Origin of the sequence: Pseudomonas profundi (assembly GCF_008638305.1) — a bacterium.
Classification (GTDB): domain Bacteria; phylum Pseudomonadota; class Gammaproteobacteria; order Pseudomonadales; family Pseudomonadaceae; genus Halopseudomonas; species Halopseudomonas profundi.
In genome coordinates, this window is the sequence record NZ_VTPZ01000017.1 from 32948 (window position 1) to 48165 (window position 15218).

The 15218-nt window shown below is 55.0% G+C and carries 10 protein-coding genes and 1 pseudogene; 3 read left to right on the top strand and 8 right to left on the bottom strand.

Annotation, left to right across the window (positions count from 1 at the left end):
• The first annotated feature begins 209 nt into the window (after positions 1-209).
• Together FZE95_RS17830 and FZE95_RS17835 are read left to right on the top strand one after the other, a co-directional pair.
• A complete protein-coding gene (locus tag FZE95_RS17830; protein WP_150302195.1) occupies positions 210-545 on the top strand; it encodes a DUF2790 domain-containing protein in 336 nt (111 codons plus the stop codon).
• 72 nt (positions 546-617) lie between these two features.
• Positions 618-871, top strand: a pseudogene (locus FZE95_RS17835) (helix-turn-helix domain-containing protein); the annotation flags it as partial.
• Positions 872-1051: 180 nt separating this feature from the next.
• Here the strand turns inward: FZE95_RS17835 and FZE95_RS17840 are convergent.
• From FZE95_RS17840 to FZE95_RS17860, 5 genes are all read right to left on the bottom strand, one after another.
• A complete protein-coding gene (locus FZE95_RS17840) occupies positions 1052-1231 on the bottom strand; it encodes a hypothetical protein (RefSeq protein WP_150302175.1) in 180 nt (59 codons plus the stop codon).
• Between the two features lie 132 nt (positions 1232-1363).
• Positions 1364-1720, bottom strand: coding sequence for a copper-binding protein (locus tag FZE95_RS17845; protein ID WP_150302176.1), 357 nt, complete (start codon positions 1718-1720; stop codon positions 1364-1366).
• On the bottom strand, positions 1717-4872 hold the full coding sequence (locus FZE95_RS17850; RefSeq protein WP_150302177.1) for an efflux RND transporter permease subunit: 3156 nt from the start codon (positions 4870-4872) through the stop codon (positions 1717-1719). Before FZE95_RS17850 ends, FZE95_RS17845 begins: the two co-directional genes overlap by 4 nt.
• Positions 4862-6322, bottom strand: a complete 1461-nt coding sequence (locus FZE95_RS17855; protein ID WP_150302178.1) for an efflux RND transporter periplasmic adaptor subunit — start codon at positions 6320-6322, stop codon at positions 4862-4864. The genes FZE95_RS17850 and FZE95_RS17855 overlap by 11 nt, the downstream gene beginning before the upstream one ends.
• A complete protein-coding gene (locus FZE95_RS17860; RefSeq protein WP_150302179.1) occupies positions 6319-7572 on the bottom strand; it encodes a TolC family protein in 1254 nt (417 codons plus the stop codon). Before FZE95_RS17860 ends, FZE95_RS17855 begins: the two co-directional genes overlap by 4 nt.
• Before the next feature lie 879 nt (positions 7573-8451).
• On the opposite strand from FZE95_RS17860, the gene FZE95_RS17865 reads away from it, so the two are divergent.
• Complete coding sequence (locus FZE95_RS17865; protein ID WP_150302180.1) at positions 8452-9780, top strand: OprD family porin; 1329 nt, start codon at positions 8452-8454, stop codon at positions 9778-9780.
• Between the two features lie 38 nt (positions 9781-9818).
• Here FZE95_RS17865 and FZE95_RS17870 read toward each other — a convergent pair whose 3' ends face one another.
• The 3 genes from FZE95_RS17870 to FZE95_RS17880 form a co-directional block, all read right to left on the bottom strand.
• Entirely contained in the window at positions 9819-10721 is a 903-nt protein-coding gene (locus FZE95_RS17870; protein WP_218573646.1) for a cation diffusion facilitator family transporter, read from the bottom strand.
• A gap of 91 nt (positions 10722-10812) precedes the next feature.
• On the bottom strand, positions 10813-13944 hold the full coding sequence (locus FZE95_RS17875) for an efflux RND transporter permease subunit (RefSeq protein WP_150302197.1): 3132 nt from the start codon (positions 13942-13944) through the stop codon (positions 10813-10815).
• A 14-nt stretch (positions 13945-13958) separates the two neighbouring features.
• The gene (locus FZE95_RS17880) at positions 13959-15200 is read right to left on the bottom strand and encodes an efflux RND transporter periplasmic adaptor subunit (RefSeq protein WP_150302181.1); all 1242 of its coding nucleotides are present in this window, start codon (positions 15198-15200) and stop codon (positions 13959-13961) included.
• Positions 15201-15218: the final 18 nt, after the last annotated feature.

Here is a 15218-nt window from a genome sequence, read left to right on the forward strand (position 1 = left end):
TATATACAGAAAGAAACCAACGGAAGGCGCTTGTCATGTCCTGTAAAGCAGGCCAGTTGGGAGGCTTATGCAATAAATTTATATTATTCTTTATTTTGATGAGTTCGTCAGTAGTTCGTGGCATTAATCCAATGTAATGTCTGTGTCACCTTGGTGACAGGTATAATGTGACACCATCTGCTCTGGATATTTTTTATAGGCAGACACGCATGGGCATTCGATCAAAAATTGCTGCATTTTCAATCAGTTTTGTTTCTCCGTTCGTAATGGCAGACGGCAGCAGTGATCCCGTTTATGGCTCTATGATTAAAGAGAACGAAAATAGATGGAAGGAGCATGCATTATCAACTGACCAAGCCCCCCCGGAGATTGTTCATTACCGCTATGGAATGAACCTGGATATTGAGCGTGTCATACATATCACATCGACACGTATTGGCTGCGGTGTAATGCCTGCCCAGATGACGTACAAAGATTCCAACGGGGATCTGAAAATACTTGAGTATCGTGCCTCTGGCACGAAGTGCCGAGGAAACGAAGGATGATTCAATTGGCTTTCTTCTTTAACGGGGCGGGCGCAAAAACCGAGTGCAACACCTGACCTTTCCGGTACGGTGCTGCCGCTATCTTATTCCGAACTCAGCGTTGAAGAACGCGCCAACATACAAATCGGTCATGCCCCAGGCTTGAGCCTGGGTAAGATCACCCGATCCCCTTCGACCATCAGCCGGGAGCTGCGCCGCAATCGAGATACCAGTGGTGGCTACTCGGCCCGCGTGGTCCAGCAACAGATGCAGGCCGTCGCCAGGCTTGTCGACCGACACGAAAGCTGTTTCCCGGTAGCAAGCGCTTCGAGTTGGTGGTCTATATGACTGTGTTGCCCTCAGCTTCTGCAACCGCCTTTTCGATGCCCTAACGATATGTTGCGTGGACCAAACTCAGCAAGTTTTACCAACGCTGCACCAGGGTCTATTGTCGCGAGCCGCGTTGTTGCTCAAATAACGGCAGCCAATGAGCGTTCGGGCGGATGTTGTGTCGCTAGGTTCAGTGCTCAGCTTTCAACTGCTTCTTGGGCTAATTGCTGATTTTGCTGCGGCGACTCCTGCAGCATTTTTGGCGCCTGAGCACGGGGGACGCTAGTCAGCGCATAATCACTGCCATCTTCCGCCATCGCTACTGAAGACGCGAACGCCAGAACTAGCGGGATAATTACTTTAGTTAGTTTGTTCATTTGTCACCTCATTGTTGGGAATGGCTATAGATTACCCGGCTAAGGCTGACGACAAGCTGTTGGGATCCTTACAGTTGCGTAACGTTCAGCTAGCCGGGCTACCGCACCAGCTGGCGGTAGCCATCGGCATGGTTACAATTGCTTAAGCGAAGTGATGGATGAACTCATGCCTTTCGAGGTGAATTCGAACTCAATCTCGTCACCTTCATTGAGCTGCTCAAGCTGTTCGGCCGTAGCCTTGAAGCCCATCGTCATGGGTGGCCAGTCAAGCGCCGGCACGGCCCCGTGTGCGATGGTCACGGTTCCTTTTTCGTGATTGATCTTGCGAACAGTTCCAGTTGCCTTGGCTGTCTTCGTTGTCGTATCGTTTTGCTCCATTTTCATTTCGCCCATGGGCATGCTCTGTTTCATTTCCATACCCTTCATTTCATCGGCGAAGGCTGCCGGAGTCAGTGCCAGGCTAAGAATGAGTGCCAGTTTCGTTTTCATTGTGAATCTCCAACTTGTGGTTTGGCTTGCTCAATGGATCGGCGCCTCATCAAGAGATAAGCAGCCGGGAGTACAAACAGGGACAGAAGAGGCGCGGTGATCATGCCGCCAACCATTGGCGCGGCTATACGGCTCATGATTTCACTACCGGTGCCACTGCCAAGCAGGATTGGCAGCAGACCAGCGATGATGACCGCCACGGTCATCGCCTTGGGTCGAACTCGCTGCACGGCGCCCTCACGGATCGCTTCCAGTAGAGCTTGTTTATCCGTACGTCCCGCACCCTGACGCTCGGTCCAGGCATTGGTCAGGTACAGCAGCATGATGACGCCGAACTCGGCCGACACCCCTGCCAGCGCAATGAAGCCGACACCGGTAGCTATCGAAAGGTTGTAATCAAGCAGGTACAGGAACCAGACACCGCCGGTCAGGGCGAACGGGAGTGTTGCCATGATCAACAAGGCTTCGCTGAACCTGTTGAAAATCAGATAAAGCAGCACAAAAATGATCAACAGGGTGGCCGGTACGACCAGTTTCAGTTTGGCGTTGGCGCGCTCCATGAACTCGAACTGCCCCGAGTAGCTGATGCTCATGCCCGATTCAAGCGTCACCTCCTCGTCAATCCTTGTACGCAGATCATCCACCACCGCCGCCATATCCCGGTCGCGCACGTCAACGTATACCCAGCCGGTGAGTCGGGCATTTTCGCTTTTGAGCATCGGCGGGCCATCCGTCACCTTGACTTGCGCCACGGTGCCCAGGGTGATCTGACTTCCCTGCGGGGTGTAGATCGGCAGATTACGTAAATCGCTCAGCGAATCACGCCATTCGCGCGGATAACGCAGGCTGATTGGATAACGGGCCAGCCCCTCGACGGTTTCGCCGATATTGGCACCGCCGACCGCACCAGCCACGATGGACTGCACATCAGCTATGTTCAGCCCATACCGCGCAGCTGCGGCTCGATCAATGTCGACATCAATATAGCGTCCGCCGGTGATGCGGTCGGCGACAGCTGAGCTCACGCCCGGGACCGTCTTGGCGACGCGCTCAACGGATTGGGTCGCCTTGTCAATCTGGGCCAGGTCCGCGCCGTATACCTTGACCCCGATCGGGCTTTTGATCCCGGTGGCCAGCATATCCATGCGGTTCCGAATGGGTGGGATCCAGAGATTGGCCAGTCCTGGAACTTGCACCGCCTGGTCCAGCTCTTTTACCAATTTTTCCGGCGTCATGCCTGGTCGCCATTGGTCTTTCGGCTTGAACTGGATGGTTGTCTCGAACATGGTTAAGGGTGCGGGATCGGTTGCGGTATCGGCACGACCTGCCTTACCAAAGACTCGCTTCACTTCGGGAACGGTTTTGATCATGCGATCAGTTTGTTGCAGAAGCTCTGACGCTTTCTGAACCGACAGACCCGGTAGCGCAGTCGGCATATAGAGCAGGTCGCCTTCATCCATTGACGGCAAAAACTCTCCACCCAGGCGAGAGATCGGCCAGAGAGCTGTAAGGAAAACGACTATAGCGACTGCTATGGTGACCTTCGGCCAACGGAGCACTGCTTCAAGGGCTGGCTGGTACGCCCGGATAAGTCCACGGTTGATGGGATTACGATGTTCATCAGGGATTTTCCCACGGATCCAGTACCCCATCAGCACCGGGACCAGGGTGACCGAGAGCCCTGCGGCTGCAGCCATGGCATAGGTTTTAGTGAATGCCAGCGGGCCAAACAATCGCCCTTCCTGAGCTTCCAGCGTGAACACCGGAATGAATGACAACGTAATGATAAGCAGGCTGAAGAACAGAGCCGGACCAACTTCGATCGCGGCATCGGTTATTACTTTCCAGTGCTCGGCGCCCTCAAGCTTCTTGTTGAGATTGTTCTTATGCCACGCTTCGATGTGTTTATGCGCGTTTTCAATCATTACGATAGCGGCATCAACCATGGCGCCGATTGCGATCGCAATGCCACCCAAGGACATGATGTTAGCGTTGACGCCTTGTCGTTGCATGATGATAAAAGCGATCAAGATACCGACCGGCAACGACACGATCGCTACCAACGATGAACGTAAATGCCAGAGGAACAAGGCACACACCAACCCCACGACGATGAACTCTTCCAGCAGCTTATAACTGAGGTTCTTTACGGCGCTATCAATCAGCTCGCTGCGATCATAAGTGGTGACCACCTCGACCCCATCGGGCAAACTTTTCTTGAGATCTTCCAGTTTGGCCTGCACGGCGGTAATGGTTTCACGGGCATTTTTTCCGCTGCGCAGAATCACTACACCGCCCACCACTTCGCCTTCGCCGTCCAGTTCGGCAATCCCACGGCGCATTTCCGGGCCAAGCTGAATATGCGCGACGTCACCGAGTGTTACCGGCACACCATTCGTATCCAAGCGCAGTGGAATAGCGCGAAAGTCCTTTAACGAAGCGAGATAACCCGAAGCGCGGACCATAAACTCGCTTTCTCCGAGCTCTAGTACGCTCCCGCCTGTTTCTTGGTTGGCCCCGTCGATCGCCTGTATGATTTGCTGCTGCGTTATCTGGCGGTTAGCCATGCGCACTGGGTCGAGCATCACCTGGTACTGCTTGACCATCCCCCCGATCGCCGCTACCTCGGCCACGTTTGGGAGAGTCTTGAGCTCATAGCGCAGGAACCAGTCTTGCAACGAGCGCAGCTGGGCTAGATCGTGCTGGCCGGTACGATCAACCAAGGCATACTGATAAACCCAGCCTGCTCCGGTGGCATCCGGGCCAAGTGCTGGAGCGGCTCCGTCGGGCAAGCGACTTTGAACCTGGCTGAGGTACTCAAGGACCCGAGAGCGCGCCCAGTAAAGGTCAGTCCCGTCCTCGAAGAGCACATAAACGTAGCTGTCGCCAAAGAATGAATAGCCCCGTACGGTCTTCGCCCCAGGTACCGATAGCATGGTTGTCGCCAGCGGGTAGGTGACCTGATTTTCAACGATCTGTGGGGCTTGACCGGCATAGGGCGTGCGGATGATGACCTGAACGTCGGACAGATCAGGCAAAGCATCAACGGCTGTGTTTTGTATTGACCATATGCCCCAGGCAACTGAAAACAGCGTGCCAAGCAATACCAGAAATCGGTTGGTTACCGACCATCGAATGATGTTAGTGATCATGGCCGCCCCCGAGTTGTTCGATCTGCTCAATAAGAAGGCCTTCGTCGCTTTCGCTAACGCCCACACGGACGCGATCCCCTTCGGTAAGTCCTTCCAGCAGGGATTTGTCTGCGGCAGGGAACGCCATGGTCATGCCGGGCATGTTCAATGTCTTGAACGGACCGTGGGCCAAGCCGACCATGCCGTCTTCCAGGCTCATGATGGTGCCCTCGGCCTCGTGTAAGGCTTGTCCTGTGGTTTGCGTTGATTGTTTCAGCTGAGCAGTCAATCCACGCAGGCTGGCTTCGGAGTCAAGCAAGAATTGCCCTGACGCCACCACTTGCTGGCCTTCCTCCAAACCGGCCAACACCTCTGTCTTGTCTTCGGTCTCACGGCCGGCTTGAACTTCTACCGGGCGGAACTTGCCCTCGCCTTCGGCGAGCATGACGAGCGTACGTCGACCGGTTCGAATCAGTGCCTCGGTGGGCACAACCAGCGCAACGTCTTTATCGCGACTGAGAGTGACGTCTGCAGTCATTCCAGGGCGCAGGCGTAGGTCAGGATTGGGTAGTTCGATCCGAACCCGTACCGTTCGGCTATCCAGGTTGGCCTGCGGTAATACTGCCTCGATAGAACCCTCCAGGCTGTCGCCCGGGTAGGCGGGTAGCCTGGCTTCGACGGTTTGACCAACGTTTAGGTTGGCCACCTGTGCTTCAGGTACGGCAACTTCCAGCCAGACGTTTTCCAGTCCGTTGATGCGGGCAAGGGACGCGCCGGCAGGCAGTGTCATCCCTTCGCGGACGTCAAGGGAACGGAGTACGCCACTGATGGGACTCGTTATAGTCCAGGTTGACCTGGCTTTGCCGCTGCGCTCGAGTTGCGCAATAACGTCAGACGGAACACCAGCGAGGCGAAGACGGTGGCGAGCGGCAGCGACCAGCTGCGGTTCGTTTATGCTGCGCAAAGCAAGATATTCTTCCTGCGCAGCTGCCCACTCCGGTACGAAGAGATCGGCCAATGGCGCATTTTTCGCTATCACGTCTTCCGGCGCTCGATCGTAGACCTTCTCGACGAAGCCACCGCTGCGAGCCTGCACAATGGCGACGTCACGTTCATCGAAAGCCAGAGTACCAACCGCCTCGACGGTCTGACTGATAGGTTCGCGTGTGACTGAGGTGATCCGCATTCCCAGGTTCTGCATTACACCGGGGTCGATGGTCATCGATGCGCCATCGCCCCCTTCGTCGGCATAACGCGGCAGAAGCTCCATATCCATGAAAGGAGAGGGGCCAGGTGCGTCAAAGCGCTGTTGCGGATACATCGGATCGTACCAATAAAGAACTTCTCGCTCGTTCTGCTCGGCAGACTGAGCCCCGGCGTTGCTTGCCATTAGAGCTAGCCCGGCTAGTCCTGTATTCAGCAGCATGGGTAGGCTAATCAGCAGAGCCAGTCGCTTGATTCGAAATGTCATGGCTGGATGTCTCCAAAGGCGAAATGTAGGCGGGCGTTGGTCAGAGAGCGGTCACGGGCGAGATCCACACGGCGCAAGCGCATTTCGACAAGCTCCTGCCGTGCATCAATAACGGAGATGAGCTCACCATTTCCGGACCGGTAATCCGCCATGGCCAGACGCACCTTTTCTTCAGCGAGCGGAAGCAGTGTTTCATCGAATCGAGAAAGCGCTCGATTGAGCCGTTGCAGCTCTGCGGCATCGGCTGCAAGCTCTTGGTTATACAGGCGCAGCCTTGCTTGCCGCTCGGCCTCCAGCTCCGCCAGACGGGCGCGCTCAGCGGCGATTTTCGGTTCTTGTCTGGAACCTGCGAACACCGGCAGATCGAAGCTGACACTGAGACTGACCATGTCGCCGAACCCGCCCCCCCTATGTTGATAATCCACGCCCCACCCCCAGTCGGGCCTTTTATCCGAAATGGCTTCGGCAATCTTCGCCTCAGCGCGGTCACTCAAAGGATCGAAGGCCAACAGCTCGGGGTGGCGGTCAAGATTGTGCCGGTATTGATCGAGATCACCCCGCCACACTGGCCAGCTTCCCTCCAGCGGCACGCTAGCAGCCTCGCCAATCCAGCGCTGCAGCTCCGCACGGGCAACAGCTTCGTTGCGCACCAGCACATCTTTTTGTTCGGCCAAAAGAGCCGCTTCCTGCTTTGGTAGAACGCTATCGCTCGCCATTCCGCGAGCACCAGCGATTCTTGCTTTAACGGCCTGAGATAAGAGACGATTTTCTGCATAGAGCTGGTCAAAAATGCTCAGCTTTTGCTCCGCTGCCAACGTGGCAATCCAAGCCTCAGCTGTCAGCTGACGAACCTTAAGGCGCTCGATTTTTTGCTGGGCATGCGCCAGTGCCACAGTTGCTTCAGCGGTTTCTACGCGTGCCCGTCGCTTGGCCCGGTTAGGAACCTCTTGCATAACGCCGATCATTTGCATAGTCATGGGCTCAGCGCCCAATCGCAGGCTGGATTCACCTTCGACAGGGAGGCTCTGGAGACCAAGCTTCAACTTTGGGTCCGGTAGCTCACCCGCCGGGGCCACCGAACTTTGAGCGGCTTGAAGGTTTGCATTGCGCGCAGCCAATGAAGGGGCTTCCCGCTCAGCCAGACTGATGGCTTCTTCAAGAGTGAGTGCTGCCGACGTACTGGGCACAGCCAGTAGGCCAAACAACAAAGCCGCTGCGTAGGAACGCACCCCGAGGATTCGGTAATTCATGTCTTCGATTCCGTTGATGTTCTAGCGCACGCCATCGGCATGCCTTAACCGCCCACCCCAAGGGGTCAGGCGAAACTAGGGAACACGAGCGAAATCAGCTACGGGGAGGATGCCAGACAATGTCAGGTGCGCGAGTCGGGACCTGACCAGGAAGGGAGACAGAGGGGCGTGGGCTGAGCGCCGGCACAGTGACCTTGCCGAACGCGAGCTGAAACAGACTAATGGTTTTGCATTCCTGACCGTTTTCGCAGACTGAGGCGGCGGGGTCTTGTGCACAACAGTCATGTGCAGAGGTGGCCATTTCGGACGCGACTGTGCTGGAAGCAAGGCTCGACTGGTTCATGGCATGATGCGTGTCGGGCGTCATGGTTTGCGCCGTCCCGGTGAAGGGAAGCGCAAGCAGCATGAGAAAAACAAGAAGCAAGTTCCGACACGTGATCATAGATTTATGGCTAGTAGCATGCGAAGAGGACGTAACAGATCCCTTTCTACATATTCTCCGGTCAGTTGATACAGCTTAGATTATCAAACCTTGCTGACAGAAAAGTGAGCCTAAAATTACTTTTATGTCAGTTTCAAAAGCTGGACGCGTGCGCAGGGCACGCTAGCGCAAGCGGAATGAGCGAGATCACCTTTTCATCCAGACAAGATCGCATCCGCTGGCGAAGTGCGTAGCGACTGATCATCAGCTTTTGTCTGCTCAAACATGAATCAACATCGGCCACTCCGCGCATCCATAACCATTACAGTCAGGTTAAAAAGACCTACCGCGCCTGGTCGTATTACAGAATTGTAATGCTGCTGCAATCTACCCGCAATTCTGAGAGGAATACGATAAAACGTTCGTTCCAAAAAGCCTCCTAAAAAGACGAAAATCATATGAATAAAAACATCAGCCGCACGTTGATTGCCTCGTCGATATTTTTTGCCGTTCACTCCGAAGCGGTATCAGCACAAGAACGTATTGCATCTGGCTTCGTAGATGGAAGCAACCTATCGGTGCTGAACCGAAATTTCTATTTTAATCGAGACGACCGTCATGGTCAGTTCAGTCCGAAAGGGACAGGATATTCTGAAGCGTGGGCGCACGGCGTAATAGCTAATTTCGAGTCTGGGTTTACCGAAGGTACCGTTGGTTTTGGCTTGGACGCTTTTGCAATGCTGGGCCTGAAGCTTGATACTGGCGACGGACGAAACGGCGCACGCAGCACCTTTGACGTTCTTCCCACCGACAGTCAAGGCGAAGCTGAGGATGAGTACACAAAGTTCGGCGCGGCGGCAAAATTAAGTGCTTTTGACACGGTCGTTAAAGTCGGCGACGTGTTTCCGACGACCCCTGTAGTCCATTATGGAGATTCCCGGCTACTTCCTGAAAGCTTCCGAGGCGTTACGCTCGTCAATACTCATATTGACGGGTTGACTGTGCAAGGCGGTCGACTCACTGGCATGAGCCAACCAACCAGCAGCAGTATGCATGATGATTTCGCGACATTTTACGCAGGTCCTGTCGACTCCCCATGGGTGGCTTATTTCGGAGGGGACTATATCCTCAATCCCGCATTAGGGTTCAACCTATACACAAGCCGCCTTAAAGACGCCTGGGATCAAACGTATGTTGGTATTTCCAGTGAGCTGCCGGTTTCTGAACGGCTTTCGCTGTTTGGCGGCATAAATTATTACGACGCCCGCGATGAAGGAAAAAAGCTACTTGGAGAATTTAGCAACCAGATATGGAGCGCTAAAGTCGGAATCGCGACTGGTGCCCACAGTATCGCGGTGTCCCACCAGCGCAACCACGGAGATGACGATTTCGATTATCTGCGGCAATCCGATGCAATCTTTCTCGATAACGCATCCCAGTATAATGATTTCAACGCACCAAAAGAACGGTCGTGGATGCTTCGTTATGATCTGGATGTGACTGAGTATGGCGTGCCAGGACTTTCATTTATGACCCGTTATGCCAAAGGAAGCGAGGCCGACTATTCAAATGCTAACGCGGTATATATGAGACGGGATGCTGGTGGCGACCCGCTTACTGACCAGAAGCGTTGGGAGAGAGACATCGAAGCCCAATACATAGTGCAGTCCGGAAAATTCCATGGCCTGTCTTTTAGAGTGCGCCAGGCTACTGCACGTGCAACTGCTTTTGAGTCGGATCTAGATGAAGTCAGGATTATTATAGAATACCCGCTTGATATTATCTGATCTGACTTGATATGGGCGCCCAGGGGCGCCTTTCGTTTTCAATGGCCAATCGTTTTCGCGTCGCCACATTCTCCCGATGTAGATTCCACATCTAACGTAACATGATGAATGGAAAAGGTATTTTTGAGCATTTTCTTGACATCATTCTTTATGTCCTCACTTCGGCTCATCAATTGATCCTCAATCACAACGTGGGCCTCAAGTGATGTCCGGTGTTCATCTATGAGCCAGATGTGCAGGTGATGAACGCCACACACCCCTGAAATGGCCAACGACCTTGATATAACCTCCTGGGGATCTATATCTTTTGGTGTGGCAGACATGAGTATGCGTATGGCGCCGCCTATTTCTGTAAACGCTTGCCACAATATATACCCAGCTATCATTAGCGTTATCAGGGGATCTACAAATACCCAGTCATACAAAATTATCAAAGTCCCTGCAATGATGACCGCAACGGACCCCAATGCATCTGACACGTTGTGTAAAAACGCCGCCCGAATGTTCATGCTGGACTTTGATAACGAATAGGTCAACATGGCCGTTATCGTGTCAACCACTAAAGCGACAGCTGCGATAATCACCACCGTCCACCCCTGAACGGGCTGCGGTTCGAAAAAGCGAAAGATCGCTTCGTAAACCAGGTACAGGCCGATCACAATCAAGGTGGTGTAGTTTATAAGCGCTGCAATCATCTCTGCCCGGACGTACCCGAACGTCCACTCTTCGTTGGCTGGGCGCCGAGCTATTCTCCTGGCAACGTAAGCGATAGCCATCGAGATGGCATCGCTCAGGTTGTGGATTGCATCGGCAACCAGCGAGAGGCTCCCTGAAAATATCCCCCCCGCTATTTGCGCCACGGTCAAGACAAGGTTGACGGCTATCGCCCACCAGACGCGTTTATCACCGGCCTGTTCATTATGTAGGTGTTGATGTGCCACGTTGCCTCCTATCACTAATGAAATTTCAGTTTGTATCGGCTGCTTCGCATTTGTGGGCGCGCCCTGCTTTTTTGCCGTGGCGATTTCGACGTTATGTCGTAGCCTCTTCAACAACTTGGTGCTTTTGATCGTTTCGGTGGAACATGGAGTACAGGATAGGCAGGACGAACAATGTCAGAAGTGTCGACGAAATAATTCCGCCTATCACGACCGTAGCTAGCGGTCTTTGGACCTCGGCACCGGTGCCTGTGTTGAGCGCCATTGGTACGAAACCAAGACTTGCCACCAACGCGGTCATCAAGACCGGACGCAGACGAACCAGGGCACCCTCCACAACCGCCGTGACGAGATCGCCCTGCTCCCGCCACAGATCGCGAATGAAGGCCACCATCACCAGACCGTTGAGGACCGCTACGCCGGAAAGTGCGATAAAGCCCACACCGGCCGAGATCGACAGCGGCATGTCCCGCAACCACAACGACAACACCCCGCCAGTCAGCGCAAGCGGTACGCCAGTGAAGATAATCAAGGCGTCTTTCACTGAACCGAACGCCATAATCAGCAGGCCAATGATGATTGCCAGGGTGATGGGTACAACAATGGCGAGACGCGCGCTAGCCGATTGGAGTTGCTCAAAGGTACCGCCGTAATCCAGCCAATAACCATCCGGTAAGTCTACTTCCTGTGCGATGCGTGCCTGTACTTCCTCGACGAAGCCACCCAGGTCACGATCCCGCACATTGGCGGTTACCACCACTCGGCGTTTTCCGTTTTCCCGGCTGATCTGGTTGGGCGCTGGGGCTATTTCCAATTCGGCGACTTCCGACAGCGGCACATAGCCGCCATCCGGCAAGGGAATGGGCAGAAAGGCCAAGCTGTCGATGTCACGTCTGACTGTTTCCGGCAGGCGTACCACCAACTCAAAGCGACGATCACCCTCGTAGATCAATCCGACGTTTTCACCACCGATACCGGTCGCCACCAGTGTTTGCACATCTTCAACGTTCAGACCGTAGCGCGATAGCACCATGCGTTTCGGATGAACCGACAGCATGGGCAGTCCTGTGACCTGTTCAACCTGAATATCCGCCGCACCCTCGACGGTTTCGAGCACTTCCTGAACTTCCAGTGCCGAGGCCAGCAATTGATCCATGTCATCGCCAAACACCTTGATCCCGAGATCGGCCCGTACTCCGGAGATCAGTTCGTTGAAGCGCATTTCGATAGGCTGGGTGAACTCGTAGTTGTTGCCCGGGAGCTGGATCACGGCTTCCTCCATTTCCGCCACCAGATCGTCCTTGGTTTTGTCGGGATTCGGCCATTGATCGCGAGACTTGAGGATGACAAAGTTATCCGCCACGCTGGGCGGCATGGGGTCGGTGGCCACTTCTGGCGTGCCGATCTTGGCGAACACCTTGTCCACTTCCGGGAACGCCTTCAGTCGCTGTTCCAGCTGCGACTGCATCTCGATGGATTGCTCCAGTCCCGTGCCTGGAATGCGCAGAGCGTGCAGAGCGACATCCCCCTCATCTAGTTGTGGAATGAATTCCGAGCCCAAAGTGGTCGCAAGCCATATACAAACCACGAGGAGTGCCGTTGCCGCCCCTAACACCAGCCAGCGAAACTTCATGGCGAGCAGCAAGGCCGGCTTGTACAGCGATTTGGCGCCGCTGATCACAGGGCTTTCTTTTTCGCTAATCTTGCCCCCCATAAATACCGCCACGGCGGCCGGCACCACCGTTAGCGACAGCACCATGGCCGCCAGCAGCGCCATCACCACAGTCGCCGCCATAGGGTGGAACATCTTCCCCTCGACGCCAGTAAGGGCAAAAATTGGAAGATACACCACGGTAATGATGGCGACACCGAACAGGCTCGGACGGATGACCTCGTTGGTAGCTTCGAACACCAGTTGAAGCCTTTCTCCTAAGGGCAGCTCGCTATTATGCTGGGCTTGAGACAGGCGCCGGATGCAATTCTCAACGATAATTACTGCGCCATCGACGATCAGGCCGAAGTCCAACGCACCCAGGCTCATCAAGTTCGCCGATACGCCCGTTTGCACCATGCCAGTGATGGTGGCGAGCATGGACAAGGGAATTACCAGTGCAGTAATCAAGGCGGCGCGCAGATTGCCTAGCAACAGAAACAGCACCACGATCACCAGCAGCGCCCCTTCGAGCAGGTTTTTTTCCACCGTGGCGATGGCCTTGTCTACCAGCGTTGTACGATCGTACACCGCCTCCACCTTGACTCCGTCGGGCAGCGAGGGCTGGATGGCCTCCAGCTTTTCGGCCACCGCCTGTGCGACGGTGCGAGAGTTTTCTCCCACTAGCATCATGGCCGTGCCCATCACCGTTTCCTTGCCGTCGCGGGTAGCGGCTCCGGTGCGCAATTCCTTGCCGATGGCCACCTCGGCCACATCACTGACTCTCACCGGCGCACCGTGGCGATTGGCAATCACGACTTGCTCGATTTCGGCGATAGAGGCCAACTGCCCCGGCGAGCGCACCAACAGCTGTTGCCCGTTGCGTTCGATATAGCCCGCACCGCGATTGGTGTTGTTAGCTCGCAGTGCCTCCGCCAGTTCATCCATGGTGACGCCAAATTGCAGCAACTGCTGTGGCGAGGGCGTGACGTGGTATTGCTTGTCATAGCCGCCGATGGTGTTGATCTCGATCACCCCAGGCACTTGCGCCAGTTGGGGCTTAATAATCCAATCTTGAATTTCCCGCAGCGCCGTGGCGTCCAGGGGGCTGCCGTCCGCCTGGGTGGCGCCGGGCAGCGCCTCCACGGTGTACATCAAGATCTCGCCAAGGCCGGTCGCGATGGGGCCCATTTCTGGTTCCAGGTCTGGTGGCAGAGCATTCTTGATGGAGCCAAGGCGCTCATTGATCAGGTTACGGGCAAAGTAAAGGTCAGTGCCCTCCTCGAATACCACCGTCACCTGGGACAAGCCATAGCGGGATATTGAGCGGGTAAAGGACAGATCGGGCAATCCGTACAGGGCCGTTTCCACCGGGAAGGTGATGCGCTGCTCCGCTTCCAGCGGTGAATACCCTGGTGCCTCGGTATTGATCTGTACTTGGACGTTGGTGATATCCGGCACCGCGTCGATGGGCAGGCGCTGAAAGCTCCATAGACCAATACCGACCAGCACGAGAATGAGGGATAAGGTTAAAAACCGCCGCTCTACCGAGAAGCGTAAGATGGCATTGATCATCATAGCCTCCTGGTTTAGTGGTCGTGGGACGCGCCGGATTTTTCAAGATCCGCCTTAATTAAATAACTGTTTTCCACCACATAACGATCACCCACCTGCAGCCCGTCAAGCACTTCGGTCGAGGTGCCATCGCTGAGGCCGAGTTCGAGCGGCCGGATCTCGTAAGTGTCATCAACCTGGACAAACACTACCGTCCAGTCGCGGAAGGACTGCAGTGCGCGATTGTCCACTGCTAACGGCACGTCAAGGCGTTCTACAACGATATTTCCTGCCACAAGCAGGCCGGGACTCAGCGCATCGTCAGTGTTCTCCACCTCAACACGAGCCATGGTATAGGGGGCATTATCTGAGGAGGGCAGCAGGTGGTCGACGGTAGCTTGTCGATCAACTCCCTCGGCCTTCAAATGGACTTTTTGGTCGACCGCCAGCTTGTTGCGCTGGCCCGGAAATATCTGCAAATCTGCCCACAAGGTGGTTAAATCGGTGATGGCCAATAAGGGCTGCTCGCCGGTAATTTCGCCAACACTGATCGTGCGCTCGCTCACTACGCCGTCAATGGGCGAGCGCAGATCATATGTTCTGAGGCTTTCATTGGATTCCACCTGTGCCAACCTATCGCCTTTGGCAACACGGTCACCCAAGCGAACATCGACTCTGGTAATGACGCCGGGAAAGCGGGCGTGCACTCGCGCCATCTGTTCCGGCGCGGTGGTCAGTCGCCCATAAGCGGTCAGTGTTCGCTCGATTGTGCCCGGGCCAGCCTGGGCTATACGGATTCCCGCTTTTTCAGCAATGTCAGCTGCAATGCGGGTACGACCTTCATGGGATTCCCACTGCCACTGGTATTGTTTACCGTTCAGGGCAAGCGTTACTTCCACATCAAAGGAATGAGGCTCGGTCACTTCGCCAGCGCCCTGCCAGTAGTCTCCCTGGAAGGCAAAGTTAAAGTTATCCACTTGTCCACCGAGGCGAGTGAGCTGGACATCCAGGTCAGCATCACCGGTAACGGGCGTTCCGTCCGTTGTCACCCAAGCGCGATATTCAGGGGGGACCCCTTGCTCGAAAATCTGCAACTCCACGGTGACACCATCCTGCTGTAGTAACACGCCGCCATGTGGTCCTTTGGTCTCGGGCGCGTCGTGCTCGGCTTCTTGGTGATCGTCATGGTCATCGTGCTGGTCTTCCGCAGCATGTAAAGGGCTGATGGCCAGACAGGTAACCACTAATATGCAGTAGAGTGTTTTTTTTAATTGCATGGTTCAATAATCCTGTAT